The 25,345-nt window shown below is 67.0% G+C and carries 24 protein-coding genes and 1 pseudogene; 9 read left to right on the top strand and 16 right to left on the bottom strand.

Annotated features, from left to right (window positions below; translation table 11 throughout):
- Position 1: 1 nt before the first annotated feature.
- The 5 genes from OZ671_RS11635 to OZ671_RS11615 all read right to left on the bottom strand — a co-directional run bounded on the left by OZ671_RS11635 (position 2) and on the right by OZ671_RS11615 (position 5,255).
- Positions 2 to 1,024 (bottom strand): alpha-ketoacid dehydrogenase subunit beta, encoded by a 1,023-nt coding sequence (locus OZ671_RS11635; protein WP_268860900.1) that lies wholly within the window; start codon positions 1,022 to 1,024, stop codon positions 2 to 4.
- A 59-nt stretch (positions 1,025 to 1,083) separates the two neighbouring features.
- Positions 1,084 to 2,067 (bottom strand): thiamine pyrophosphate-dependent dehydrogenase E1 component subunit alpha, encoded by a 984-nt coding sequence (locus tag OZ671_RS11630; protein WP_268860899.1) that lies wholly within the window; start codon positions 2,065 to 2,067, stop codon positions 1,084 to 1,086.
- On the bottom strand, positions 2,067 to 3,128 hold the full coding sequence (locus tag OZ671_RS11625) for an ATP-NAD kinase family protein (protein WP_268860898.1): 1,062 nt from the start codon (positions 3,126 to 3,128) through the stop codon (positions 2,067 to 2,069). The genes OZ671_RS11630 and OZ671_RS11625 overlap by 1 nt, the downstream gene beginning before the upstream one ends.
- A gap of 167 nt (positions 3,129 to 3,295) precedes the next feature.
- The gene (locus OZ671_RS11620; protein ID WP_268860897.1) at positions 3,296 to 4,369 is read right to left on the bottom strand and encodes a zinc-binding dehydrogenase; all 1,074 of its coding nucleotides are present in this window, start codon (positions 4,367 to 4,369) and stop codon (positions 3,296 to 3,298) included.
- Between the two features lie 97 nt (positions 4,370 to 4,466).
- Positions 4,467 to 5,255 carry an SDR family NAD(P)-dependent oxidoreductase gene (locus OZ671_RS11615; protein WP_268860896.1) on the bottom strand — a complete coding sequence of 263 codons (789 nt, stop codon included), beginning with the start codon at positions 5,253 to 5,255 and terminating at the stop codon, positions 4,467 to 4,469.
- Positions 5,256 to 5,501: 246 nt separating this feature from the next.
- On the opposite strand from OZ671_RS11615, the gene OZ671_RS11610 reads away from it, so the two are divergent.
- A complete protein-coding gene (locus OZ671_RS11610; RefSeq protein WP_268860895.1) occupies positions 5,502 to 7,442 on the top strand; it encodes a sigma-54-dependent Fis family transcriptional regulator in 1,941 nt (646 codons plus the stop codon).
- A 57-nt stretch (positions 7,443 to 7,499) separates the two neighbouring features.
- On the top strand, positions 7,500 to 8,012 hold the full coding sequence (locus OZ671_RS11605; protein ID WP_268860894.1) for a DUF2937 family protein: 513 nt from the start codon (positions 7,500 to 7,502) through the stop codon (positions 8,010 to 8,012).
- A 10-nt stretch (positions 8,013 to 8,022) separates the two neighbouring features.
- Here the strand turns inward: OZ671_RS11605 and OZ671_RS11600 are convergent, their stop codons facing one another.
- Positions 8,023 to 8,940: a LysR family transcriptional regulator gene (locus OZ671_RS11600; RefSeq protein WP_268860893.1), complete on the bottom strand. Its 918-nt coding sequence runs from the start codon at positions 8,938 to 8,940 to the stop codon at positions 8,023 to 8,025.
- Between the two features lie 339 nt (positions 8,941 to 9,279).
- Here OZ671_RS11600 and map point away from each other — a divergent pair, with 339 nt between their 5' ends.
- On the top strand, positions 9,280 to 10,080 hold the full coding sequence (map, locus tag OZ671_RS11595; RefSeq protein WP_442957074.1) for a type I methionyl aminopeptidase: 801 nt from the start codon (positions 9,280 to 9,282) through the stop codon (positions 10,078 to 10,080).
- 49 nt (positions 10,081 to 10,129) lie between these two features.
- Here the strand turns inward: map and OZ671_RS11590 are convergent, their stop codons facing one another.
- The 3 genes from OZ671_RS11590 to OZ671_RS11580 all read right to left on the bottom strand — a co-directional run bounded on the left by OZ671_RS11590 (position 10,130) and on the right by OZ671_RS11580 (position 12,432).
- The gene (locus OZ671_RS11590; RefSeq protein ID WP_268860892.1) at positions 10,130 to 10,858 is read right to left on the bottom strand and encodes a haloacid dehalogenase type II; all 729 of its coding nucleotides are present in this window, start codon (positions 10,856 to 10,858) and stop codon (positions 10,130 to 10,132) included.
- A 94-nt stretch (positions 10,859 to 10,952) separates the two neighbouring features.
- Entirely contained in the window at positions 10,953 to 11,702 is a 750-nt protein-coding gene (locus OZ671_RS11585; protein ID WP_268860891.1) for a helix-turn-helix domain-containing protein, read from the bottom strand.
- Between the two features lie 70 nt (positions 11,703 to 11,772).
- On the bottom strand, positions 11,773 to 12,432 hold the full coding sequence (locus OZ671_RS11580) for a TetR/AcrR family transcriptional regulator (protein ID WP_268860890.1): 660 nt from the start codon (positions 12,430 to 12,432) through the stop codon (positions 11,773 to 11,775).
- Positions 12,433 to 12,509: 77 nt separating this feature from the next.
- On the opposite strand from OZ671_RS11580, the gene OZ671_RS11575 reads away from it, so the two are divergent.
- On the top strand, positions 12,510 to 13,124 hold the full coding sequence (locus tag OZ671_RS11575; protein WP_268860889.1) for an NAD(P)H-dependent oxidoreductase: 615 nt from the start codon (positions 12,510 to 12,512) through the stop codon (positions 13,122 to 13,124).
- 86 nt (positions 13,125 to 13,210) lie between these two features.
- Here OZ671_RS11575 and OZ671_RS11570 read toward each other — a convergent pair whose 3' ends face one another.
- Positions 13,211 to 14,191 (bottom strand): GlxA family transcriptional regulator, encoded by a 981-nt coding sequence (locus tag OZ671_RS11570; protein WP_268860888.1) that lies wholly within the window; start codon positions 14,189 to 14,191, stop codon positions 13,211 to 13,213.
- Positions 14,192 to 14,217: 26 nt separating this feature from the next.
- On the opposite strand from OZ671_RS11570, the gene OZ671_RS11565 reads away from it, so the two are divergent.
- The 3 genes and pseudogenes from OZ671_RS11565 to OZ671_RS11555 all read left to right on the top strand — a co-directional run bounded on the left by OZ671_RS11565 (position 14,218) and on the right by OZ671_RS11555 (position 16,535).
- A complete protein-coding gene (locus OZ671_RS11565) occupies positions 14,218 to 14,706 on the top strand; it encodes an MAPEG family protein (protein ID WP_268860887.1) in 489 nt (162 codons plus the stop codon).
- A 42-nt stretch (positions 14,707 to 14,748) separates the two neighbouring features.
- On the top strand, positions 14,749 to 15,729 hold the full coding sequence (locus OZ671_RS11560) for a PLP-dependent cysteine synthase family protein (RefSeq protein WP_268860886.1): 981 nt from the start codon (positions 14,749 to 14,751) through the stop codon (positions 15,727 to 15,729).
- Between the two features lie 47 nt (positions 15,730 to 15,776).
- A pseudogene (locus OZ671_RS11555) lies at positions 15,777 to 16,535 on the top strand (IS5 family transposase).
- Here OZ671_RS11555 and OZ671_RS11550 read toward each other — a convergent pair.
- The 3 genes from OZ671_RS11550 to OZ671_RS11540 all read right to left on the bottom strand — a co-directional run bounded on the left by OZ671_RS11550 (position 16,532) and on the right by OZ671_RS11540 (position 19,314).
- A complete protein-coding gene (locus OZ671_RS11550) occupies positions 16,532 to 16,996 on the bottom strand; it encodes a hypothetical protein (protein WP_268860885.1) in 465 nt (154 codons plus the stop codon). The pseudogene OZ671_RS11555 and the gene OZ671_RS11550 sit on opposite strands and share 4 nt — an antisense overlap.
- 75 nt (positions 16,997 to 17,071) lie before the next feature.
- Positions 17,072 to 18,226 carry an SGNH/GDSL hydrolase family protein gene (locus OZ671_RS11545; protein ID WP_268860884.1) on the bottom strand — a complete coding sequence of 385 codons (1,155 nt, stop codon included), beginning with the start codon at positions 18,224 to 18,226 and terminating at the stop codon, positions 17,072 to 17,074.
- Positions 18,223 to 19,314 (bottom strand): acyltransferase family protein, encoded by a 1,092-nt coding sequence (locus tag OZ671_RS11540; protein ID WP_268860883.1) that lies wholly within the window; start codon positions 19,312 to 19,314, stop codon positions 18,223 to 18,225. Before OZ671_RS11540 ends, OZ671_RS11545 begins: the two co-directional genes overlap by 4 nt.
- 265 nt (positions 19,315 to 19,579) lie before the next feature.
- Here OZ671_RS11540 and OZ671_RS11535 point away from each other — a divergent pair, with 265 nt between their 5' ends.
- A complete protein-coding gene (locus OZ671_RS11535; protein ID WP_268860882.1) occupies positions 19,580 to 20,839 on the top strand; it encodes an O-antigen ligase family protein in 1,260 nt (419 codons plus the stop codon).
- Between the two features lie 134 nt (positions 20,840 to 20,973).
- Positions 20,974 to 22,581: a hypothetical protein gene (locus tag OZ671_RS11530; protein ID WP_268860881.1), complete on the top strand. Its 1,608-nt coding sequence runs from the start codon at positions 20,974 to 20,976 to the stop codon at positions 22,579 to 22,581.
- Between the two features lie 7 nt (positions 22,582 to 22,588).
- Here OZ671_RS11530 and OZ671_RS11525 read toward each other — a convergent pair whose 3' ends face one another.
- From OZ671_RS11525 to OZ671_RS11515, 3 genes are all read right to left on the bottom strand, one after another.
- Positions 22,589 to 23,005, bottom strand: a complete 417-nt coding sequence (locus tag OZ671_RS11525) for a GtrA family protein (RefSeq protein WP_268860880.1) — start codon at positions 23,003 to 23,005, stop codon at positions 22,589 to 22,591.
- Entirely contained in the window at positions 22,993 to 24,513 is a 1,521-nt protein-coding gene (locus OZ671_RS11520; RefSeq protein ID WP_268860879.1) for a UbiA family prenyltransferase, read from the bottom strand. Before OZ671_RS11520 ends, OZ671_RS11525 begins: the two co-directional genes overlap by 13 nt.
- 248 nt (positions 24,514 to 24,761) lie before the next feature.
- The gene (locus OZ671_RS11515) at positions 24,762 to 25,256 is read right to left on the bottom strand and encodes a cupin (RefSeq protein ID WP_268860878.1); all 495 of its coding nucleotides are present in this window, start codon (positions 25,254 to 25,256) and stop codon (positions 24,762 to 24,764) included.
- Positions 25,257 to 25,345 lie beyond the last annotated feature (89 nt).

Here is a 25,345-nt window from a genome sequence, read left to right as displayed (position 1 = left end):
GTCAGGCCGCCTTCCGCTGGTGGTCCATGGTCTTGCGCACCGCATCGGCAATGGCCGCCGCGGTCGGCACGTAGATGTCTTCGAGCGCCGGCGAGAACGGCACCGGCGTATGCGGCGCGGTGACCATCCGGATCGGCGCCTTCAGGGCGCCGAAGGCCTCCTGCGCGACGGTCGCGGCGATGTCGGCGGCGATCGAGCAGCGTGGGTTGGCCTCGTCCACGCAGATCAGGCGGCCGGTCGCCTCGACGCTTTCCAGCACCGTGTCCATGTCGATGGGCGACAGCGTGCGCAGGTCGATCACCTCGCATTCGACGCCCTGCCGGGCGAGCTCGGCGGCCGCGTCCCGCGAACGGTGCACCGTCAGCCCGTAGGTGACGATCGTCGCATCCCGTCCCTCACGGACGACATTCGCCTCGCCGAACGGAATGGCATACGACTCCTCCGGCACGTCCGCCTCCAGGCCGTAGAGATTCTTGTGCTCGAGGAAGATCACCGGGTCGTTGTCCCGGATCGACTGGATCAGCAGACCCTTGCAGTCATAGGCATTGGACGGACAGACGACCTTCAGCCCGGGAATGTGGGTGAAGATCGGCGTCAGCATCTGGCTGTGCTGGGCGGCGGCCCGAAAGCCCGCCCCGCACATGGCGCGGATCACCACCGGTGTCTCGGCCTTGCCGCCGAACATGTAGCGGAACTTCGCCGCCTGGTTGTAGATCTGGTCGAGGCAGACGCCCATGAAGTCGACGAACATCAGCTCGGCGATCGGCCTGAGCCCGCAGGTCGCGGCGCCGATGGCCGCGCCGACATAGGCGCTCTCCGACAGCGGCGTATCCATCAGCCGGTCGCCGTGCTTGGCGTAGAGCCCCTTGGTGACGCCGAGGACGCCGCCCCAGGCATCGGCCTCGCCCGGCGAGCCCGTGCCGCCGACAATGTCCTCGCCCATCATGATGACGGTCGGGTCTCGGCGCATTTCCTGGTCGATCGCTTCGTTGATCGCGTCTTTCATGCTCAGTTTGCGGGCCATCGTGTCCTCCCTTGCCGGACATCTGTTTGCTGGATTGGCTGTAGCGGAAATCGCCGCTGTCAGTAGGCGACGTAGACGTCGGTCAAGAGGTCGCGCGGCGTCGGCAGGGCGGCGGCCTTGGCCTCGGCCACCGCCTCCTCGATGAGCCTTGCCACCTCGGCGTCGATCGCCTCGAACTCGGCCGAGGTCATCACGCCGGCCTCGCGCAGCCGCGCCTGGAACGCCGTGATGCAGTCCCGGTTGGCGCGGATATCCTCGATCTCGCCCTTGGCGCGGTAGGTCTGCGCGTCGCCCTCGAAATGGCCATGGAAGCGCACGAGCTTGCACTCGAGCAGCGAGGGGCCGCCGCCTTCGCGGGCGCGCCGGATCACCTCGCCGGCGGCCTCATAGACCGCGAAGAAATCCGTGCCGTCGACGGTGATGCCGGGCAGGCCGAACCCGGTGGCGCGATCGACATAGCTGTCGGCGGCGACCGCCCATTCGACCGAGGTCGATTCGGCATAACCGTTGTTCTCGACCACGAAGATGGCCGGCAGGTTCCAGACCGCCGCGAGGTTGAGGCTTTCCAGGAACGTGCCCTGATTGGACGCCCCGTCGCCGACGAAGGAAATGCCGACGCCCTTGTGGCCGAGCTTCTGTGCGGCGAGCGCTGCGCCGCAGACGAGCGGCGCGCCGGCGCCGAGAATGCCGTTGGCGCCCATCATGCCCTTGGACAGGTCGGCAATGTGCATCGACCCGCCCTTGCCCCGGCAGGAGCCGGTGACCTTGCCGTAGATCTCGGCCATCATCTCCTTCACGTCGACGCCCTTGGCGATGCAGTGGCCATGGCCGCGGTGGGTCGAGGCGATCCGGTCATTGTCGTTGAGATGCATCATGATGCCGGTCGCGCAGGCCTCTTCCCCCGCGTAGAGATGGACGAAGCCCGGTATGTCGCCGCGCGCGAAGTCGACATGCAGCCGCTCCTCGAATTCGCGGATGGTCCGCATCGTCCGATAGGCCTCGATCAGCTTGTCCTTGCTCAGAGGGAACGGGTTGTTGGTCATCAGCATCCTCCCAGTTGCATGTTTGGAAACGATCGTTTGCCGGCCATGTCGAGAAAACGGCCGGATGCCGCGGCGTGCGCCATGCACGCCTCGATATCGACGGTCAGGAAGGCGGCGCCACGCAGGGTGACGGCGACTTCGTCGCCGCCGCCGAAGACGATCTCGCGCTCGCCATCGAGGGCGATGGCACCGGCCGGAACGGTCAGCCGGGTCGGCTCGTCCAATGCGAGCTGCGCGACCCGCTCGATGCCGATCGGCGCGACGAGGCCGGGCGCGATCGGCGCGGCGAGGCGGAATGGCGCGGTTTCCGGCCGGTCGAACACGATGTGGCGGCCGTGCGGCTCGCCGCGTCCGACCGGCGCCAGCAGGCCGGCAATGGCCGACATGCCGATGCCATGCGGTTCGCCGAAGGTCACGAAAAGTTCGCGAAAGCCCTCCGCCTTCCAGATCGCGCGCGAGCCGACGAACTGCTCGGCCACCACGGCGACGTCGACGAGAGCGATCTCGGTGCGTCCGTTGACCGTGACATCGAGGCGCTTGTTGGCCATGAAGGCCTGGCGCGCGGGCACGGCCCCGGTCGCCGCCAGGCCCACGGCAAGGCCTGTCACGGTCGGCTCGCGGCTTTCCGGAAAGGCGTTGTTGGTGCCGGTCGAGACGCCGGCGATCGGGATCGCGCCGCAGCCGCCGACGACCACCCGGTGCGTTCCGTCACCGCCCAGGACGACGATGGCGGCAACGCCCTGCTCGCGCATCATGCGCGCGGCCGTGGCGCTGTCGCGCGCCGTGCCGCTGACCGGCATGTCGAGGACGGCGAGCGCGGGAAAGCGGGCCTCGCCGAGATTGTCCGCACGAACGATGGCGCGCTGGACATGGGCGCGGATGCCGGCATGTTCCGGCATCATCACCACCTGCCCGATACCGGCCGCGGCGAGGCCTGCGAGGATGCGCAGCACGATATTGGCGCGGTCGGTCGCCTGCATGCTGCCGGCATGCGCGACGATCCGGCGGATGTCGCGCGCCGAAACAGGATTGGCGATGATGCCGACGACCGGACCGGTCATGCTTGTCACCTCGTGGCTCCTCGTGATCCCGTCAGCAAGCCGCGCGCCAAGTCGAAACCTCCTGGCCTTGTCGCGTCATATCAATGGCTTGGACGGCATGCGGGGCGTCGCACGGGCGCCCCGTGCGCCAGCTGTTGCAGGCGGTCGCGCAACAGGCGCGGCACGTGTCAGGCGCCGAGATCGATCAGGATCTTCAGCTGTTCGCCGGCTGGATCGAGCAGCGCGTCGAAACCGTCGGCGACGGCCCGGTCGAGCGTGATGGTCCGCGTGACGACCTTTTTCGCCGGCAGCAGACCGGAGCTAATCAGCCCGATGACGCGGGGCCAGTACTGCGTCGGATAGGCCCAGGAGCCCCTGATATCGACATCCTTGAAGGTGACCTGGAACCAGTCGAGCGGGTTCTCGTGCGGGTGCAATCCGGTCTGGACGACCACCCCCTGCTTGCGCACGGCATCGAGGCAGGCCTTGAGCGCGTGCTCGTTGCCGACGCATTCGATGGCGACGTCGCAGCCGACCTCGCCCTCGGTCCGCGCGCGCACGACCCGGCCGGGATCGTCGCGACGCGGATTGATGGTGACGATGTCGTCAACGACATCCCTCGCGAAAGCAAGGCGCGCATCGTTGATGTCGGACAGGAAAAGCCGCGCCGCGCCGGCCGCCCGCGCGGCGAGCAGGGTGAGAATGCCGATCGGTCCGGCGCCGGTGATCAGGACGCTGCTGCCGGCCCGCACACCGCCGCGGTCGCAGGCATAGACCGCGACCGCCGTCGGCTCGACCAGCGCCGCCTCGGAATCGGTCATCGCATCCGGGATCTTCACGAGATTGTAGTCGTGGAGCAGGCAATAGTCGGCCATGCCGCCGCCCTGCCAGCTGAGGCCGGCCAGCGCGAGCTGCGGGCTCAGGTGGAAGAGACCGCGATCGGCGAAATAGTCGCCGGACCGCGGCATGATCAGCGGCTGCACGGAAACCCGGTCGCCGGGCCGCAGGCCGACGACCCCCTCGCCCACCGCCTCGACCACCCCGCCGAATTCATGGCCGAGGACCTGCGGCCCGCTCGCCCCGGTGAAAGGGTGCGGCGCGGTGGGAATGAAGATCGGCCCATAGGAATATTCGTGCAGGTCGGTACCGCAAATGCCGACGAAACGATTGCGGATCAGGACCTGACCCGGGCCCGGGGCGCCAGGCTTGGCGACCTCTTCGATGCGCAGGTCCTTGGCCGCGTGGAAGCGGAGCGCTTTCATGGCGTGCTTTCCTCGATAAGGGTCGCGGGCGCCGGCGATCGGCGCTCCCGGCGACATCTGAGCGGGAGGTTCGGACGGTCGCGCGGACCGGCCGGGATCAGACGAGCACCATGCCGCCGTCGACGACGAAGGACTGACCGGTGACGTAGTCGGAGCCGGAGGAGGCCAGGAATTCGGAGACGCCGACGAGATCATCCGACGCCGAAGGCCGGCCGAGCAGGATGCCCGCCGAGAAGCTCTCGAAGGCCTCGTTCTCCCGGCTCGTCAGGCCCTCGTCCTTGAAGCCCTTGTCGATCAGCTTCCACATGTCGGTGGCGACCACGCCCGGGCAGATGGCGTTGACATTGATCTTGTGGCTGCCGAAGGCGCGTGCCGCGGCCTGCGTCAGCGCGACCACGGCGAACTTGCTGGCGCTGTAGTGAGCGAGCGGCTCATAGCCCTGCTTGCCGGCGATCGAGGCGGTGTTGACGATCTTGCCGCCGCCGCCCTGGGCGATGAACTGTTTCACCGCCTCCTGCATGCCGATCAGGACGCCGAGACCGTTGACGTCCAGCACGCGGCGCCAGTCCTCCTCGGTGATGTCGAGGAACTTGCGCACCTGGGCGATGCCGGCATTGTTGAAGATCACGTCGAGGCGGCCATAGGCTTCGACGGTCGCGGCGATCATCCGCCTGACGCTCGCGCGGTCGACGACATCGACCTTGACCGCAATGGCCTTGCCGCCTTCCGCGCCGATGGCGCCGGCGACCTTGGCCGCGCTGGCCTCGTCGATATCGGCAATGACGAGGTTCGCGCCCGAGGCGGCGAGCCCCCTGGCGATGGCCTCGCCGATGCCGCGACCGGCGCCAGTGACGATGATCGAACGGCCCTTCACGCTGTTCGGCATTGTTTCCTCCAGATATGGTTTTGCCGAAACCAGCTTGCGCAAGGGCCGTGCCAACTACAGACCCTTGAAAAGACCGGATATTTTCAAAAAGCGGCCGACCACAGGCGTGGCACGACGCAACGGCGCTGCAACACTTGTTGCACGGCGGCCGGATCATCTGTCGCGGCTGGATGCGATAGCCTTGCTGGACAGCGCCCGGGCCTTCATGATTTGCTCGCGGCCAAAAGAGAGACCGGGGAGGAAGCCATGGTCGCTCAGCAATTGCGCGATCACATGCGCGAAGTCCAAATCGTGGCGGACGGAGGCGGCAGCGCGCGGGATCAGGTGATCCGCGAGTCCTGGAAGCGCTGCGTCGTCGAATACGGCCTCGATCCGACTGCGCTGAAACATGCCCATATCGTCACGAACCGCGAGCTGAAGGAGCATCGTGAGCGCCTCGATCAGCTCATCCGCACGGCCCGCTTCGGGCTCGAGTCGCTCTACCGGCAGATCGCCGACCAGCGCTATGTCATGCTGCTGACCGACGCCCGCGGCGTGACCGTCGACTATATCGGCGATGCCGTGATGAAGGACGAGCTGCAGAAGGCCGGGCTCATCCTCGGCTCCGAGTGGAAGGAGCAGCGCGCCGGCACCAACGGGGTCGGCTGCTGCATCTATACCGGCGAAGCCCTGACGGTGCACCAGTCCGACCATTTCGACGGCACGCATACGCCGCTGACCTGCACCGCCGCGCCGATCTACGACGTCAACGGCAAGCTCGCCGCGGTGCTCGACATTTCCGCGCTGCATTCGCCCGAGCCGAAGGAGAGCCAGGCGATCGCCTTCCATCTGGTGAAGTCCTATTCGCGCCATATCGAGATGGCGAGCCTGATGGCGGCCTTCCGCGGCAACTGGATCATCCGGTTCAGCGCCTCGCCGGAATTTCTCGACGTCGATCCCGATTGCGCCGTCGCGCTGTCGGCCGAGGGCCGTGTCGTCGGCATGACTCATGGGGCGCAGCGCCTGCTTGCGGCGAGCGTCGGCCTCGACTGGCGCAGCCCCGACAAGCTGATCGGCGAGCGGTTCGAAAGCTTCTTCGACTACGACGTCAACAACCTGCCCTATCTGACCCGGGCCTGCCCGACGGAGGAACGCGCCATCGGCATGCGCGACGGCAGGATCCTGTTCGCCAATGCGATGGAGCCCCAGGCGCCGCCGCGCGCACGCCGGGTGAGCACGCAATTGCCCAACCCGCTCGCCAAGCTGCATGGCGGCGATCCCGCCATGATGGAGATCGCCCAGAAGGCCGCACGGCTCGCCCACGCCCCGATCAGCATTCTGCTGACCGGCGAGACGGGCACCGGCAAGGAGTTCCTCGCCCGCGCCATCCACGAGCTGCGCAGCGCCGGCAAATTCGTCGCGATCAACTGCGCCGCGGTGCCCGAAGCGCTGATCGAGAGCGAGCTGTTCGGCTATGAGGCGGGCTCGTTCACCGGCGCCCAGGCCAAGGGCAAGAAGGGCCTCATCGAGCAGGCCGACGGCGGCACCCTGTTCCTCGACGAGATCGGCGACATGCCGCTGTCGCTGCAGGCCCGCCTGCTGCGCGTCCTGTCGGAACGCGAGGTGCTGCGGGTCGGCTCGGTCAAGCCGACCAAGGTCGACGTCCGGGTGCTGGCGGCGACTCATCGCGACCTTGCCGAGGAGGTCAGGAACGGCCGTTTCCGCGAAGATCTCTATTACCGGCTCAACGGCGCGGTGCTGAACCTGCCGCCGCTGCGCGCGCGGGAGGATTTCGACTGGCTGGTGGCGACGCTGCTCAACGGCCATCAGGATCCGAGCGGACGACTGCTCCGGCTGAGCCAGGCGGCGCGCGCCCTGTTGCGCAGCCATGTCTGGCCGGGCAACATCCGCGAGCTCGTCAATGTGCTCGAATTCGCCAAGGCCTTCGCCGCGGCGGGGACGATCGAAGCGTCCGATCTGCCCGATACCCTGCGCCCGTCCCCCACGATGGCCGCAAGGCCGGCTCCGGCCGTATCGATCCCGCCGGCACCGCAGACCGGGCACGATGCCGAGACCGATGCCCTGCTGAAGCTGCTGACCGAGCATCACTGGAACGTCTCGGTCGTGGCGCGGGCACTCGACGTCGACCGCTCGACGATCCACCGGCGGATGAACAAGGCCGGCCTCGTGCCGCCCAACCGGCGCTGACACGACGCTGCCGCCGACTCGCGCTAGGCTCGCCGCCCGAAGCCTGGAGCCTGTTTCATGATCCTCAAGCGGATCGCCCTGTTCTTTGCCCTGCTGGGCGGCATCTTCACGTCGCAACTGCCGGAATTCGCCCAGCAATATCGGCAGCGCCTGGGCGGCGCGATCGACGAGATCCGGCGCATGATCGGCGATTTCGATGCCGATGCGGCGCGGCTCGGCCTGAGCCGCGACCAGGGCATCGCGCGCCTGAAGGCCAATGCCGATCCGCTGATCCGCAGCCGCGGCGAACACGTCGAAAGCGACATCGCCCGGGCCGACCGCTTCGAACGGCAGTTGCAGGCCTATGCCGAGGCCGGGCCGTTCCGGCGCCTCGGCCTGTTCGCAAGGGAATTCGAGCCCGATATCGCCCGGCGCGCCCTGGCTCATTTCGAGCCGGCCGTGCCGGTGACCGGCGAAGGCCTGGTCAGCGCGATCGGCGGGGTTTTCGCCGGCTGGTTCCTGTTTCGACTGGTTTCGGCGCCTTTGCAGCGCCGCAAGCGGCGCCAGGGCCCGGCTACCGCCAGCCGTTGAGGAACCGGCCTCAGAGCGCCGGCTGCAGCGGCCGTGTCCCCTCGATCACCGCCCGCTGCTTGCTCACTTCGCTCGCGACGTGATCCATGAAGGTGCGCACCCGCGCAGTGTTGCGCAGGTCGGGATGGGTCAGCACCCACAGCGCTCCCGAATATTCCGAGCGCGGCTCGCTCAGCGCGACCAGGTTGGGAAAGCGCTGGGCAATGAACCAGGGAATGATGCCGATCCCGGCGCCCTCAGCGATCGCTTCAGCAAGACCCAGTACTGTATTGATTCGCCAGCCGATTCTGTCTTCACCGACATTCTGTGCCAGCCATTTGGCCGGCTTCAGGTTGTGCAGGTTGTCGCCGAGGCCGATCCAGTTGTAGGCGCGGTAGTCGGAGGGATCGAGCGTGGTGATGCCGAGGCTCCTGGCGGCGAAGATGCCCCAGGGAATATTGGCGAGGCGCCGGCCGACCAGCGTCTCCGGCGGCTCGACGGTGGCGCGCACGGCGACATCGGCGTCGCGTTTCGACAGGTTCAGATGTTCATTGCCGACGACCACATCCAGGGTGATGCCGGGATTGAGCTTGCGGAAGGAAGCGAAGATGGGCGTCAGGAGGTGGACGAGCAGCGTATCGTTGGTGGTCACCCGGAGATCACCCTGGGGCCGGAGGTCCTGGCCGGTGAGGCGGCGCTCGAAATCGACGATATCGTCGGCCATCCTATTGGCGAGCTTGACCATTTCCTCGCCGGCGGCGGTCAGGGTGTAGCCCGTGCGGCTGCGTTCGAACAGGCGCGCGCCAAGCCGCTCCTCCATCGCGCCGAGGCGGCGGAAGACGGTCGACTGGTTGACGCCGAGCACGTCGGCCGCGCCAGCCAGGGAGCGGGCGATCGAGACCGCCAGGACGGTCCGGTAATCGTCCCATGAAACGAGCGGCGGGGTCATTGGCGACGGTACTCCCCTGGCGTATTTTGCGTTGATGCAATCAAATATGAGTGGGCCTGTCAAATTACTTGCAGATAATGAATTGCCGATTTGTGACGCCTGGCCGCTACGTTTCATCTCTCCCCGGCCCTTCTCGGGGACGGCTCGCCAGCCGGCGGCGCCAGACACACGAATGGCGGCGCATGTCGCCTGCATTGCCCGGCGCGGCCGAGGCGGCCGTCGAGCCCGCGCCGGACTGATGCCCGCCGCGGAGGCTTGCGCGCCCGGGCGAATTGCCTATTTTCCCGTCGGATCAGGAATTTGCCAGTGGTGACATACGTTGATGCCGGGACTGCGCCGATGCGCAAGAACGGCCAGATCAAGCTCTACGGACCGGAAGCCTTCGAGGGCATGCGCGCGGCGGGGCGGCTCGTCGCCGAATGCCTCGACATGCTCGTCGGCGAGGTCGATGTCGGAGTGCCGACGGACCGGATCGATCGGCTCGTCTTCGAGTTCGCCATGGACCACGGCGCCTATCCGGCGACGCTGATGTATCGCGGCTACGAGCGCTCGACCTGCACGTCGATCAACCATGTGGTCTGCCACGGCATTCCAAACGACAAGCCGCTGCGCGACGGCGACATCGTCAATGTCGACGTCACCTTCGTGCTGGACGGCTGGCATGGCGACAGTTCGCGCATGTATGCCGTCGGCGAGATCCCGCGCCGCGCCGAGCGGCTGATCGAGGTCACCTATGAATCGCTGATGCTGGGCATTGCCGCGGTCAAGCCGGGCAATACGGTGGGCGATATCGGCCACGCCATCCAGTCGTTCGTCGAGCCTCAGCACATGAGCGTGGTCCGCGACTTCTGCGGCCATGGTCTCGGCCGCATGTTCCACGACGAACCGAACATCGTGCATCTCGGCCGGCCCGGCGAAGGCAGCATGCTGAAGCCGGGCATGTTCTTCACGATCGAACCGATGATCAATCTCGGCCGGCCGCATGTGAAGGTGCTGTCCGACGGCTGGACCGCCGTCACGCGCGACCGTTCGCTGTCCGCTCAGTTCGAGCACACCGTGGCGGTGACGGAAACCGGCGTGGAGATCTTCACGCTGTCGCCGAAGGGCCTCGACAAGCCGCCCTACAAGCGCGCCGGCTGAGGCTGCGCACGGCGCTGGGCCGGGCCCGCCGCCGACCGGCCCGCGCCGTTCACCGCCCCTCGATCTCGGCGCGGTGAGCCTCGGCGAGCGCGCCAAGGCTCCTGAAGTGGAAATCGACCTCCGGCCGCGTCTCGGGAACCGGGGTCGCGCCGCTGCCGGCGCGGCCGAAGCGCCGGTCGATCCAGGCTCGCGCCAGTCCCGCCCGTGCCGCAGGGACATGGTCATGATAGAGGCTCTGCGCCGTATGCAGGATCTCCTGGGGCCGGAGGCCGAGATCGGTGTCGAGATGGTCGACGAGATAGGCGAAATTGGCCGGATCGGGTTTGTACGCCCCGATATCCTCGGCCGTGTAGATCGCATCGAAGGTGACGCCGAGCTTGCGGTTGCTGGCGGTGAAGCTCTGTCGGTCGATGTTCGAGAGAATGACCAGCCTGTAGTGCCGCTTCAGATAGGCGAGCGCTTCGGCGCTGTCCGGAAAGGCCGGCCAGTCCGGCACGGACGCGCCGAACCCGTCGTGCAGATCGGCGTGGACGCGAAGGCCGAGCTCCCGGGCCAGGCGCGCGTGAATCACCGAAAGCAGCGTGGAATAGCGCAGCGACGGCGTTTGCCGTTCCTGTTCGGCCTCGTGCCGGCCGTAGAGCGCCAGCGCCGTCTCGCGCGGCATGTCGAGCCGCCCCGCGGCGAGCAGCGGCTGCAATGCGTTCCAGAGCCCGGTTTCCCAGTCGATCAGGGTGCCGTAGCAGTCGAAGGTGAGAACCTTGAAATCCGTCAGCCGCATCGCCGGGCCCTCCTTGCGGCCAAGCTAGCGCCGCCGCGCGCGCACCGGATGAGGCAAAGCTCCGATAGTCTTGGCCGAAGCTGCGACCGCCGCTTCAGCCGCGGTGTTCGGCGCGGCCTGCGGCCCGGAACTCCGACGGCGTGACCCCGAAGCGCCGTTTGAACTGGCGGTTGAACGAGGAGACGTTCTGATAGCCGAGCCCGTAGGCGATCTCGGAAACGGGATCGGACGAGGCGATCAGCCGGTCGACCGCCCGGTCGAACAGCTTCAGCAGGTGCAGCTGTTTCGGCGAGTGGCCGTGCGTCAGCTTGAACAGGGCATGAAAGCGGCTCTGGCCGAACCCTGCCCGGCGCGCCATGTCGGCCACCGCCGTGGCGGTTTCGTCGGCGGCCTCGAGAATGCGGCGCTCGACGCGCGAGCGCGGCCGAGGCGCCGGGGCGGAACCGGGATCGATCAGATGAAGGCCGGTCATGGCAAGCCGCGCCGCGTCGCTGGCCCTGCTCGCGTCCGCCTCGACCTCGGCGCCGAGCAGGCGAAACATGCGCCAGAGCCAGGGCTCGACGCGCGTCACCGACAGAGCCTCGCCGCACAGCAGGGCCGGAGTTCCGCCCCGCGGCAATGCCGCCGTCTCGACATCCAGCACCAGCATGCTGCAATCCGCGCTCGGGGCGAAATCGTGGGCGTGGTGCTGCGGAATGACCGCGATGCTGCCGCCCGCGACGACGTCGGTGCGGCCCTCGATGTCGAGACGCATCGCGCCTTGGAGCGGAACCAGGATCTGGCTGAAATCGTGAACGTGACGGTCGCGGCCGGGATAGGTGCGCACTGCGAGATGAATGGACATCCTGCTTCCTCCATCGCAGCGCTGAAGGCGCGTTGCGGCGCAAAGGCCCGCGCGCGATGGCGGCCCCCACCTACGATAAGCCGGTTTGCCCGTCGGGGGCGAGGCTCACGGTGCCCTGCGCGTGCCGGTCGACCATTGCGACGATCGTCGCGAACAGCTCCTCCTTCGCCTCCCGGGCCGTGATGTCGCCGGATGCGGCGGCGTGGGACAGCGCATCGGCGGCACCGAGCATGGCCCAGAGGCTCGCGGCGGTGATCGCATGGGGCTCGGCAAAGGGGGCCAGCAACGAGCGGCACTTCTCGACGAAGGCCATGCGGTAGTCGCGCTTGATCTTTTCAAGATCGGGGGCGCCCGCCAGTGCTGCGATGACGCCGGGGATCTCACGCCCCTGGGCCAGCACGCAGTCGACATAGGACGAGGCGATGACCGCCGCGCGGTCGATCAGCGTCGGTTCGCTCGCCGCGAGCGCGGCATCCATCACCCCCGTCTGGCGCGCGTCGAAATCCTCGTAGAGCGCCACCAGCAGCCCGAAGCGTGTGCCGAAATGATCGTAGACCACCGGCTTGGTGATCCCCGCGGCCTCCGCAAGCCGCGGCAGGGTCAGGGCGTCGGCGCCCTCCGCACCGACCAGCCGCCAGGCGACCGCCAGCAGCTGCCGATGACGCTCCTCGCGCAGCAGGCGGCGGCGTGGCGGCTTCGGCGCCGAGGCTGGAGGGGCGGTGCTTGACATCGTTATATACCAAAAGTAACTTACTTAAAGTATATAAACAGACCGCCTCACCTGCAATCGCCGGCCGGAGCTTTTCCATGCACGCCCTCGTCGTTGTCGCGCATCCCGATCCGAAATCGCTCACCCACCGTGTCGCAAACGCCCTTGCCGAGGGCGTCGCGGGGGCCGGCCATGCGACGGAAATCGCCGACCTTGCGGCGGAGGGCTTCGATCCGTCGTTCAGCGCCGCCGATCTCGCCTATTTCCGCCTGCAGTCCCCGGCGCCAGCCGATGTCGCCGCCGAGCAGGCGCGGATCGACCGCGCCGACGCGCTGGTTCTGGTCTATCCGGTCTACTGGTGGTCGTTTCCCGGCCTCCTGAAGGGCTGGATCGATCGTGTCTTCGCCAATGGCTGGGCGTACGAGGACAAACCGGGCACCAAGACGGTGAAGAAGCTCCGGCGTCTGGCGGTTCATCTGGTCGCGATCGGCGCGGCCGACATGCGCACCTATGCCCGCCACGGCTATTTCGGCGCCATGCGGACGCAGATCGATCACGGCATTTTCGACTATTGCGGCGCTCGGGTCGTGACGTCGGAACTCCTGGTGCCGCCGGATGTGGACGGTCCGCGCGCGCATTTCGAAGCCGCGCGCGCCATCGGCCGCGACCTCTTCGAGATGCCCGCCCGGGGCGATGCGAGCGAGGCCGCCTGAGCGCAAACCAGGGGAAAGGCTAGGTCGTAAACCCATAAACCGAAATGTCCGAGATGGCTCGATAGCGGACATGCGTCGCGCCAGAACTATCTGCGGATTTCCGCTTTGAGTTCCCTCACGCCTCGCCCGAGCCGCCGTCTCAAGAGCGTGCGAAGGGTTGCGGTATCGGCATAGCCGACTTGGGCGGCAATGCTTTCGACATTCCTACCCATCGACATCAGGCGCTGGGCTTCTTCGACGCGGATGTCCTGAACAAATGCGAGCGGCGATTTTCCCAGAATAGCTTCTGAGCGGCGCTGCAATGTTCGTGCGCTCACAGAGAGGGAACTGGCCGCCTCTTGAAGCGAGAAACCGCGATGCAGATTGTCGCGTGCCCAGCGGTCGAACCGCTCAATCAGCGGATCTGCGTGAGCGAGATGGTCCGGGATGATGTAGCGGGCTTGGGATTGCCGCGTATCGATCAGCATGAAGCGTGCGACGAGGGCGGCCATCTCGGGGCTCGCTTGCCGTACCAGCCACAGAGCGAGATCGAGATGCCCCATCATCGAGCCGGCGGTAACGACGCGGTCCGAGCCTGCTATAAGTTGGGTTTCGTCCAGTCGAACGGCCGGAAATCGTTGCCGAAAGAGTGGGGAGAGCGACCACGTCGTTGTTGCTTCGACACCGTCGAGAATGCCTGCTTCCGCCAACAGAAACGTGCCGACGCAGGCCCCCGCAATACCAATATCGCGGTTACGCCACGCCCGCAGAAAGTCGATTGCTTCCAGTACGTCCGGACGGGCCAAAGCTTCGAGCAGCAAGGGGGGCGTCTTGGCGTTGAGCGCGGGTACGACAATCCAATCGGAGTTGCGCACAAGACCGGCCGATTCGACTGACGCGGTTAAGCCAAGGGCTGTCCGGATTTGCGGCCTGACGCCAATCAACTTGACCTCGAATGGAAGTCTCTCTCGGCCTTGAGCAATCGCAAGCTCGTTTGCCATCGAAAACGTATCCAGCAGCACTGCCAGGCCCGTATCGAATGCCCCATCAAGCGCAAGAACTGACAGCTTCATGTCGTAATCAACCACAATAATGTCATTTCCGACGATATCTCTTGAGCGATATCAAATCTACCCTCGCCGCGAGGAGTTCAGGCGGGTTTGCCGCGGGCTTCGTTCCGGCAGGATTTCGATCGATGACCTTCACGGCAGAGCTTTACCTTCTGACACTGACGGCCCTGGCCACCGCTCTGATGTGGATCCCGTACACGATCGCCGGGATATCGCGACTCGGGTTGGCGCGAGCCTTGGCCAATCCGTTACCAAGGCCCGTCGAGAGCCTTGATTGGGCACAGCGGGCGAAACGCGCCCATGCCAACGCGGTCGAGAATCTCGTTGTCTTCGCACCGTTGGTGCTGGTGGCGGCTTTGATTGGAGCGAGTTCGCCGGCCACGGTGCTCGCATCCAAAATCTATCTCGCCGCGCGACTGGTTCACTACGGAGTCTATGTGGCTGGCATTCCCGTTGTCCGGACGCTTGCCTTCGTGGCCGGAGCGGGGGCGACTCTCGTTTTCGCCGCTTCCATCCTCGCCCATGCCGGCTAGCAGCGCTTGAGCGATCGTCCGTCACCAAGATGCGAGTGCGCCATGGACACCTCCTCGAAGACCATTCTTGACGCTATTGGCGGCACGCCTCTGGTCGAGCTGCAGCGCGTCGTGCCGGCCGGCTCGGCACGGGTGGTGGCCAAGATGGAATCAGCCAACCCGACTGGCAGCATGAAAGATCGCATGGCTAAAGCTGCGATCGAATTTGCCGAGGCGGATGGGCGGCTGGTTCAAGGTGGCACGGTCGTCGAATATACCGCCGGAACGACAGGGGTTTCGTTGGCGTTCGTCTGCGCCGCGCGGGGGTATGATCTGGAGATCGTCTATTCCGATGCGTTTAGCGAGGAAAAGCGCCGAACCATGCAGGCCTTCGGTGCGCGCCTAACGGACGTCCAAAGCGACGGAAAGAAGATCACTAGCGATCTCGTCAGGTCCATGATCAGGGCTGCGGGAGAGATCAGCGCTCGCCCGAACCATTGGTATTGCGATCAGTTGAACAATCGCAGCATCGTCGATGGATATATCCCCCTCGGCGACGAGCTTTGGAGCCAGACTGGCGGTAAGCTGGACGCCTTCGTCCACTCGGTCAGCACCGCTCATTCCATCCATGGCGTTACGAAGGCGCTGCGCAAGCACGCCAACCATATCCGCACATTCGCAGTCGAGCCTGCCGAATCTGCGGTGCTCTCCGGTAAACCCACCGGATCTCACAAGATCGAGGGCATTGGTATCGGTTTCATTCCGCCTCTGTGGCAGCCGTCTCTCGTCAATGAAATTCACACCGTCAGCACCGATGAAGCCAAGGCTATGGCCCGTCGACTTGCGCGCGAGGAAGGAATCTTTGCAGGCACGTCTTCAGCAGCAAACGTCGTTGCGGCGCTCAGGGTCGCCGAACAACTCGGTTCAGGTGCGACCGTTGCCACACTCATTGTCGACTCGGGGCTGCGCTATCTCAGCACCGATGTGTTTGCGATCGCTGATCGAGGCTGCGAGACATCGAGCATGTCCGCGACGGGTCGATAGCAGACACGCGGTTTTCTGAATGCGTCATGATCTGATTCAACATCAGCATGAGCCGATATGATCTGACCGACTTCGAGTGGCGTGCAATAGAGCCACTTCTACCGAACAAGCCGCGAGGCGTGCCAAGGGTCGACGACCGCCGTGTACTCAACGGCATCTTTTGGGTGCTGCGATCTGGCGCACCGTGGCGCGACCTGCCGAAGCATTGTGGGCCTCGCACCACCTGCTACAACCGCGTCGTGCGGTGGCGAAAGGCCGGTGTGTGAGCCTCGTTGATGCAAGCCATCACAGCACCGCGCCAAGGCAACATCCAGATGATCGACAGCACTTCCATCCCTGCGCATCAGCAGGCTGCGACGGCAAAAAAGGAGGATCGAGATCACTGTCTTGGCCGATCTCGGGGCGGCCTCACAACCAAGATTCATGTTGTAGTTGATGCGCAAGGGCTTCCGATCCGGTTCGGTCTCACTGCTGGACAGGCGCATGACGGGAAGATCACCGATGCGCTCCTCGATCATGTCGGCCCACGCGCCATCGTGCTTGCTGACAAGGCTTATGACGCTGACAAACTGATCCAAGAACGGGGCGCCGCGCCCAACATCCCTCCAAAGAGCGATCGACGCTGGAAGCCCTGCTTCAGTAAGCGGCTCTGCCGCGAGCGAAACCTGATCGAGCGCTTCTTCTCCAAGCTGAAGCACTTTCGCCGTGTCGCGACACGCTACGACAAGTTGGCCGCGAACTTCCTCGCTATGGTCCAACTCGCCTCAATGCGTCTGTGGCTCCGCAACTACGAATCTACGGCCTAGAGACGCCGGCCCTGATCGCCGTCGCTTTCGCGCACGATCGCCATGAAACGACGGATGATGCGCTCGGCAAGGCTCAGCGCGCGGTCGACCTCCTGGTCGCTCGGCAGATTGAGGTTCTGGTCGCTGCCTCCCGGCCGGTTCTGCGCCGTCGCGCCGCCGCGCCGGAGCGTGTCGTTTTCCGCCTTCAGCCGGTCGATCTCGGCCTGCAGCTCGGCCCGGTCGTCGGCCGCCAGCCGGCAGGTGACCGTGGCGTTCTGGCGGCTGCAGAAGGTCATCTGGCCGGTCTTGCCGTCCATCCGCAGCCAGCCATCCGGCGTCTCGCGCAAGGTGAAGCGGCTGTTGTCCGCCTCGCGCGGCGCGGATGGAGCCGACGGCGCGGCGGGCGTCGCCTGGGCCAGCGCCGCCACCGGCACGAGCCCAAACCCGAGGACCAGAACGGCTGCTCGTGTGCTGATGGTCATTGGCGGCCTCCTGTGGCGCATCCTGCCCCGCAAGACCGATCATAATCCGGTTCATGACCGGACCGTGGCGGAAGCTCAGCGCAGGCCGATGCCGCCGAAGCCGATCAGCCCGACCTCGGTGCTGCCGCCGGATCCGCCCGGGCCGTCGACCCGCGTGATCTCCAGGCTGTGCCGGCGGCGCTCCAGCCCCTGCGCGACGACGATGACGCGGCGCGCCGCCCCGCCTTCGCGGTCCGGATCCGGCAGGTCGGCGCCATCGAGCCGCAGGCGCAGGCGCCCGGGATCGGCGGGGTCCCGCTGCAGCACCACGACGAGGCCGGTGCCGTTGCCGGACAGGACCAGGGGCCCGCTCGCGGCGGAGCCGAACCAGGCGGGGCGGCCGCCCTCGCCTGCGCGCCTGGCCCAGCCGCCAGCGTTGTCCGGCGTCAGCCCGGCGGCCCGCCGCCATTCGACGAACTGGAAGGCATCGGAGATCAACGCGCTGGGCAGGACGCCAGCCGGGACCGGGGAGCGGACCGGCAGCTGGTCGATCCGCTCGAACAGGCGCGCCAGGAACAGCGCGGCGGCCTCGTGGCCGGCATCGTTCGGATGCACGCCGTCGACCAGAAGCTCGGCCTCGGCGAGCCGGCCGCCGGCCATGGCCGGCCAGACGGCGTCGCGAAAGCTGACCATGGGCAGGCGGTAATGCGCGCCGATCCGCGCCTGGCTCTCCTGGCTGTTGCCGCCGCCCTGCCACATCATGAACAGGCAGACGACGGCGGTCATGCCGGGCAGTGCCAGGATCTGGCGCAGCAGGCCCTCGTAGGAAGCCCCTTCGTTCCAGCCGTCATTGACGGCGAATTCGACGATGACGAGATCCGGCCGGCTCGCGAGCAGGTCTTCGCCGGCCCTGAGCGCGCCATAGGCGGAGCCGGTCCCGCCGATACCGGCATTGACCAGCCGGATCGGGGTTGCCGGGAACCGCCGCCGCCACCAGGTCTCGACGCGCCCCGCATAGGACAGGTCCGGCCGGCTCGCCAGGGCGCCGACGGTGATCGATCCGCCAATGACGCCGAGCGTCACCGGCTCGCCGCGCCGCGCCTTGGCGAAGACGCGGTGGAGCCGCGCCGGATCGCCGAGGGCCACTTCCGAGCGGGCAAACATGTCCGGTGCCAGGACCGGCGCCGCGAGGGCGGCAGTGCCGCCGGCGAGGATGCCGGCAGCGGCCAGCAGGGTCCGCCGGTCGATCATGCCGGCACGGGCGTGCGGTGCCAGGCGCGGCTGCGGATCAGGAAGGGACGCTCGATCAGGTGGTAGCTGATCAGGCTGAACACCGTGCAGGCGACGATCGCGACGAAGGACGCGAGGAGGTAATAAAGGGTCTGGTCGATCGGCACGAAGCCGCGCGCCAGCGCCCAGATCGCGCCGATCGGGAACAAGTGGAACAGGTAGACCGAATAGGAGGCGTCGCCGAAATAGCGCAGCAGGCCGATGCGCGGCAGCAGACCGGCGCGTTCGACGCTCAGGCCGACGAGCACGATGCTCACGGCCGCCGCTGCCATGAGGAGATGAAGCCAGAGGCTCATGACACCCGCATGCGGCCAGGGCACCACGTAGAACAGGGTCACGAGCATGGCGGCCACGGCCAGCAGAGCGGCGTTGGCGCGGGCGGCGAGCCAGTCGATCAGACCATGGCGATAGGCCTGCGCGACGAGCATGCCGGCGCAGAAGCCGACGAGACTCGCGCTCGTATAGAAGGACTGGAGGAAGCCCGGCTCCTGCGCGAACTGGCCGATGCCGACCAGCGCTGCGAAGGCGAGACAGAGCACGAGCGTCCGTATTCCCGAAGACAGGAAGAACAGCGCGGCGAAGGCCACGTAGAAGAAGGCCTCGTAGTCGAGCGTCCAGCCGAGCAGCAGGAGCGGCGCCTTCGGATCGATGGAGGGGATGAACAGGAGCGACTTGAACAATCCCTCCAGCGTGGGAACGGTATTGCGGAACTGCTGCGGCATGATCAGCGCGAGTGCGAGCACCAGGAAGGTCGCGATCCAGTAGGCCGGAACGATCCGGAAGATGCGGCGCAGAAGAAAGTCCTTCGGGTCGAACCGGCCATCGCCCGCGACCAGGGTGATGATGAATCCGCTAACCACGAAGAAGATCTCGACACCGAAACGTCCCGTTTTCAGAAGCCCCATATTGGGAGCGAGCAGCGGCCATTGCAGCGTATGCGTGGCGAGCACGCTGAAAGCGGCAAGGCCGCGCAAATATTGGATCGACAAAACCTCGTCAGATTTGCGAGCGGTACTGTAATAACGCGTGGTCGCAAGAACCTGTGTCATTGTGGCATCCCCCAGCCGTCGTGTTGCCCGGCGTCGGGGTGAGTGGAGCAAAGTTCGGGCCGCGCGGAGGGACAGGAGCTTCACCAATCGGCAAGCTTCGTCTTGTCGAGGGGCTCGAACCGCATCATAAAGCGCGCTGCGCTGTCGACTTTGAGCGCGACTCGACCTATGGGTGCGTCCGCGGGGGCAGACCGGATCCATGTCACAGACCACCGCATTCCATCTTGATGCTCGGACAGAGGCATGGACGCACCTTGCGCGTGCCGTGCTGTTCGTCGTGGTCTGGTCGCTGGTCTGGATCACGCTCGACCCCTTCGGCAGCCTCGGCGCCGACGATCAGCCAACCGCGACCTCCGGCAACGATGTCTGGAGCTATGTGAGCTTCGGCCTGCTCGCGGCCATGGTCGTCTGCGCCACGATCGGCCGGCGGCGCCAGTTCCAGGCGGCCGTGTCGGACTGGATGTTCCTGGCGCTTGCCGTCTATGCCAGCTACACGGTCGTCGCCTCGGCCGACCCGAGCTCATCGATGAAGCGCTACCTGCTCTTCCTGATCGTGGCGGTGATCGCCGCGCTCGTCGGTGTGCTGCCGAAGAACCGGGATGAGTTCACCCGCCTCATTCTTGCCGTCGCCTGGGTGGTCGTCGGCCTGTCCTATCTCGGCGTCGTGCTTCTGCCGGATCTCGCCATCCATCAGGCTACCGATGCGATCGAGGCCCGGCTCGCGGGCGATTGGCGCGGGATCTTTCCGCACAAGAACCTGGCCGGCGGTGTCTTCGCCACCATGGTCTTCATCGGCATCTTCGCGGCGCGCACCGGGCGCGTCGGTGCCGGCCTCGGCCTCTCGGCGGCCGCGGCGCTGTTCGTGCTCCTGTCGGGTGCGAAGAGCTCGCTGATCATTCTGCCGCTGACCCTGATCGTTTCCGGTGTCTGCGCCCATGTCCGATCGGCGCTCGGCCGTGCCGTAATCATCGCCCTGCCGCTCGCCTTCCTGCTGGCGATCGGTGTCGGCTCCGTGCTGGTCCCGGCGATTGGGGCGGCGGTGCAGTCCCTGCCCTTCGACACCTCGTTCACCGGCCGCACCGACATCTGGACCTTCGCGCTCGAACATCTGGCCCAGCGGCCGCTCACCGGCCACGGCTTCATGGCCTTCTGGGCGCTGGAGAACACGCGCCTCGAAGTCGACAGCAACGAGAGCTGGGCGGGGACCGCCTCCAACGCCCATAACGGCTTTCTCGATACCGCGCTCAATATCGGGTTGATCGGTCTCGTGCTGACCGTGATCGTGCTCGTGATCAAGCCCTTCCTCAATCACGCCAAAGCCCGGCGCCAGGGTTCGGACCCGGCTCTGACCACACTGTTCTTCCAGCTCTGGCTGTTCTGCATCTATCTCTCCTGCATGGAGAGCTTTCTGTTCATCCGTGCCAACCAGATGTGGTTCACGCTTCTGGTCGCGGTGTTCGGCCTGCGGATGATGTCCCGGTTCCGTGTTGCCACGCCCGCGGCGCCGACGCAGCGGGCCTCTTGAAACCTCCGCGTGCAAGCCGCCCATCTCGACACCGAAAATAAAGTTCGGCCGGGCATGCTGTCCTTCCGATGCGTGCCGTGCCGGCGGGATCTTGCCCGGATGCGGCGCGCCTCGCCGCCTGCCAAGGACATGCCATGAGCCCCAGAGCTGCCGCCGATCCCTCCCTCGCTCCCAGGGCGTTCATGCTGATCGCATGCGCCGTGGCGCTGGTGCTGGTCGCGCCGATCTGGCTGGTCGACGTCGTGCCCACGCAGGACGGCCCGATCCATCTGGCTCAGGCCGACATGATCGCGCGCTTCGGCTGGGGCGGCGTGCTGAGCGAGCCGACCCGCACGTTCTATGAATGGAACGCACGGATCGAACCCAACTACAGCGTCTATGCCGTGCTGGCGGCACTGATCCGGATGACGGGCGACGCGTTCCGCGCCCAGTCGGTCTATCTGACCCTCTACGGCCTCTTCGCCGTACTCGCCGCCTACTGGGCTGCGCGCGCGGAAACCGACCGGCCACTGCTGCCCTTCCTGCTGCTGCTGCCGGTCATTTTCGGCCTCTTCATTCATTTCGGCTTCTTCAACTACGCCCTCGGCCTGCCGGCCTTCCTGGCCTTCGCGGCCCTGTGGCGGGCCATCGAGCGCAAGCGGGGCGTGCTCAGCTTCCTCGCCCTCGCGCTTGCCCTGTTCGCGCTTGGCCTCACCCATCTCGCAACCGTGGTCGCGGCCTGCCTGCTGCTGGCGGCAGGAGGCCTTGCCCGTGCGCTGAAGGCGGTCGGCACCGAGCCGCGCGGACGCACAGCGCTGCGGCTTGTCGGCGACGGCGCCTGGTCGGCCGGCGCGGCCCTGCCGGCGCTCGGCCTGATCGTCGCCTTCCTCATCGCCTATCCGGCTGCGACCACTTCGCCGGCGAGCCTGAAATATTCGATCTTCCAGGTGGTCCAGCGCCTCGTCGGCATGACCTATCTGTTCAGCTACACATGGTGGGAGCTGGTGGCCCTGGCGCCGGTCATCGCCGCCATGGTCCTCGCGGCGCTGCTGGCGCTCAGGGCGGGCGTCAGGAACTGGCGCGAAGGTGATCTCGTCTGGCCGGTCTTCGTGGTGCTGGTGCTCGCCGTCTCCGCGCTCGACCTGCGCACCAACCAGGGCGTGCCGCTGGCCGAGCGGCTGGCGCCCTATAGCTGGATGGGCGCGGCGCTCGCCATCGCCTCGCGCCAGCCCAATGCGGCGCTCACCCGGGTTCTCTGCCTTGCCTCGGCGCTCGCGCTCGCCGCCCAGAGCGCCGTGCGTTCGCTTGCCTATCTCGGCTGGGCGGAGACGACGCGCACCGTGCTGGAAACCGGGGCGCGCCACCCCGAACAGAGCTTCGCCGGGGCCGATGTGAGCGGCATGGCAAGTGCCCGCTTCTCGTGGCGCGTCCAGCCGGGCGTGCACATCCACCAGATCGCCGCGATCCGCGCCCGCGGCGTCGGCATGGGCTCGTCCCTGCCCTCGATGCGCTATTACGGCTACTATCCGCTGCGCTACGTGCCGTCGGCAGATTTCGTCTTCGCTCTGCCCGAATGGGAAGCGCAGCCCGACCTGCCGGCGCTGGCCGCCTTCCGCGCCGCTCACAGGGGCGCCCCCAAAGTGGTGATCTTCATCGCCCCCAATGGCGGCGGGCCGGAGCTCAGCCGCGCCGTCGGCAGCGAAGCGTGTTCGATGGCGGCGGGCGAGCGGCGCTCGGTCGTCGTCTGCATCGGGCCGAACTGACGCCTGTTCAGCCCGCGCTCCCCGCGCGCACACGGAACGTCACCGTGCGGTGGCCGATGAAATTTGCCACCGCGCCAACCGCGATCGCGAAGCCGTGGGCCGCGGCATCGACCATCCAGCCCGGGCCGACGAGACGTTCGAGGCCCCAGCGCGTGCCGACGGACACGGCGAAGACCACGAGCGCGCTCGCCGCGTTGACGGAAATGAAGCCGATGACCTGGTCGACGAAGGGCGTCTTGCGGTCGCGCCAGACGACCGTGCGATAGAGCACGAAACCGACGACCATGCCGATGCCATAGGCGAGCGCCACGGCCGGCTCGAAGGGCATGAGCGTGGACAGGCCGATGCGGGCGGCCCAGTTCACGAAAGCCGCAAAGCCGCCGCAGACGAGGAAGCGGGCGGCTTCTCCGGTCAGAGCAGCCATTTCAGTGTTCCGCCGAGATGGGCCGCGAGGAAGGCTGCGACCAGTGCCGCGCCCAGCATCAGGCTCGGCTTGTCCCTGATCGCGAAGGTCACGGGGTCGTCGTCGAGGCTGCCGCGCTGCGACAGGAGCCAGATGCGCATCTGCCAGAGGAAGATGATGACCGGCGCGCACCACAGGAAGGCCGGGGCGGTGTAGTGGCCGGCCCGGAAGCCCTCGGCCATCAGGTAGAGGATCAGGATGAGCACCGAGCTCGCGACCGCCGCAAGCCCGAGGCCGAGCAGCAGCGGCTCGTCGGCCGCCTGGTAGCCGCGCCCGCGCAGCGCCACGCCATGGACCTTGGCGCGGGTCAGCTCGGTATGGCGCTTGGCGCTCGACAGCGACAGGAACAGCGCGAAGGAGAAGACGAAGAGCCAGGGCGAGATGACCGCGCCGATCGCGACGACGCCGAGCAGCAGGCGCAGCGTGAAGAGGCCGGCGAGCATGGAGATGTCGACGATCGGCACCTGCTTCAGCTTCAGCGAATAGGCGAGCGTCGCCACCACGTAGAGAGCGGTCACGAAGAGCGCCCCCGGACCGGCGAGCGCAGCCGCGGCAAAGCCCAGCCCGAACAGAACCGGCAGCCCGGCCACCGCCTGGCCGATGCCGAGCGCGCCGCTCGCCAGCGGCCGCTCGCGCTTCGACCAGTGCTGCCGGTCGTTCGGCAGGTCGAAGAGATCGTTGATCAGGTAGGTCGCCGACGCGACGAGCCCGAGGCCGAGGAAGGCGAGCGCGGCGGACTCCCAGGCGGCCGGCGCGAACAGGGCGCCGGCCAGCGGAATGGGCGCGAAGACCAGCGCATTCTTGGCCCATTGCTTGAGCCGGAGCGCACGCGCCCAGACCGCGGCGGCGGACCGTTCCGCGCCGATCACCTCGACCGGCTTGCCAAGTGCGCGGGCGCGCCTGATGACCCCGGCCGGGGCGCGCACCGCGACGATACGCTCGGCCGCGGCGAAGACCTTGAGATCGGCCGCGCTGTCGCCGGCATAGTCGAAGCCCTGTGGGAAGGCGGCGGCCAGTGCCTCGGCCTTGGCGCCGCCCTTCAGATTGGTCCGGCCGTTGGAGGCCATGACGCGGGAAATGAACGGAAAGCGCTCGGCGACGGCCGCCGCGATCTCGATGGTCGCGGCCGTCGCCAGCACCACCGGGCGGCCGGCGGCGGCCGCCGCGCGGCCAAGGCTCACCACGCGCGGCTCCGCCGGCAGCGTGGCGATATCAGGCATGGCAATAGCCGCGAGCCGCTGCTTCAGCACCGCGCGCCCCTGCACCAGCCAGAGCAGCATCGAGAAGATGACGAAGGGATTGTCACGCAGGGCCGCGACCGCGCTTTCAAGCAGCGTATCGGTGCGCAGCAGCGTGCCGTCGAGATCGAGCACGAGCGGGCGCGTGGCGTCAGGCTCGGACACGGACGCCCGGTTGGCACGGGACGTGACGTCCTGTTCAGGCACAGCTCCTGTCACATCGTGATACATGCCTGCTCTCCGACACCGTTTGACGGTCATCGCCAGCAGGTTCGGTGCCAGGAACCGGCGCCGCCCCCTTGCCTGCCCGCCGACCGGCCCGTGGCAAGGCCGTCGCCGTTTAGGGGCCGTCGGCCCGGCAGTCCTGTCTATGCTGGGATAAGAGCCGGGTGCGCGATGAAGAACGGCTTAAGGCGATCGCGCAAACCGCGTGGTTTCGCCGGTATGATTAAGCTTTGCTGCAGTGGCGGGCCGGCCCGTCAGGTTGCGCTGCGCCACAGGTCAGGCAGCGGCCCGCCGGCGCCCGCGAGCGGATCGCTCTGCGGGAAGGCGAGGACGAGCATCCGGTCCACCGTCGCCGCATCGGGCGCATCCCTCGCGATATCGCCGTCCTGGCCGGGCGGATAGGCGCCGATCACCAGGAGATCGTCGCTCGCGCTGATCTTGCAGTGGCCGGTCCCGGCCGGCAGGACGAGGACGTCGCCCGTCGCGAAATCGAGCTCCGGCCCACCCGGCCCGCCCAGCGCGACCCGCGCCGATCCCGCCGCAAAGCCCAGCACCTCATGGGCCGTCGCATGATAGTGGTGGTAGGAATAGATGCCGTTGCGCCAGCGCGGCGGCCAGCCATTCGCCTCGAAGCACCGTTCCATCGCCTCGGCCGTGTCGTCGCCGGGCGGCGCGACGATCGCCCGGCGGTAGATGAGGACCGGCAGAACCGGATTGTTCGGCACCCAGTGCCGGCGCTCGAGGAACAAGGATTGGGGAGGATCCGACCTGGGCATTGCTCGTCCCTGAATGGTGCTGCCGCTTCGACAGACCGGAAACGTCGTGCCGGGCCCCCGCG

This window comes from Phreatobacter sp. AB_2022a (assembly GCF_026847585.1).
In the GTDB taxonomy this organism is placed as follows: Bacteria; Pseudomonadota; Alphaproteobacteria; order Rhizobiales; family Phreatobacteraceae; genus Phreatobacter.
The sequence above is the reverse complement of the archived record's forward strand: the minus strand, read 5'-3'. Positions and strand labels throughout refer to the sequence as shown.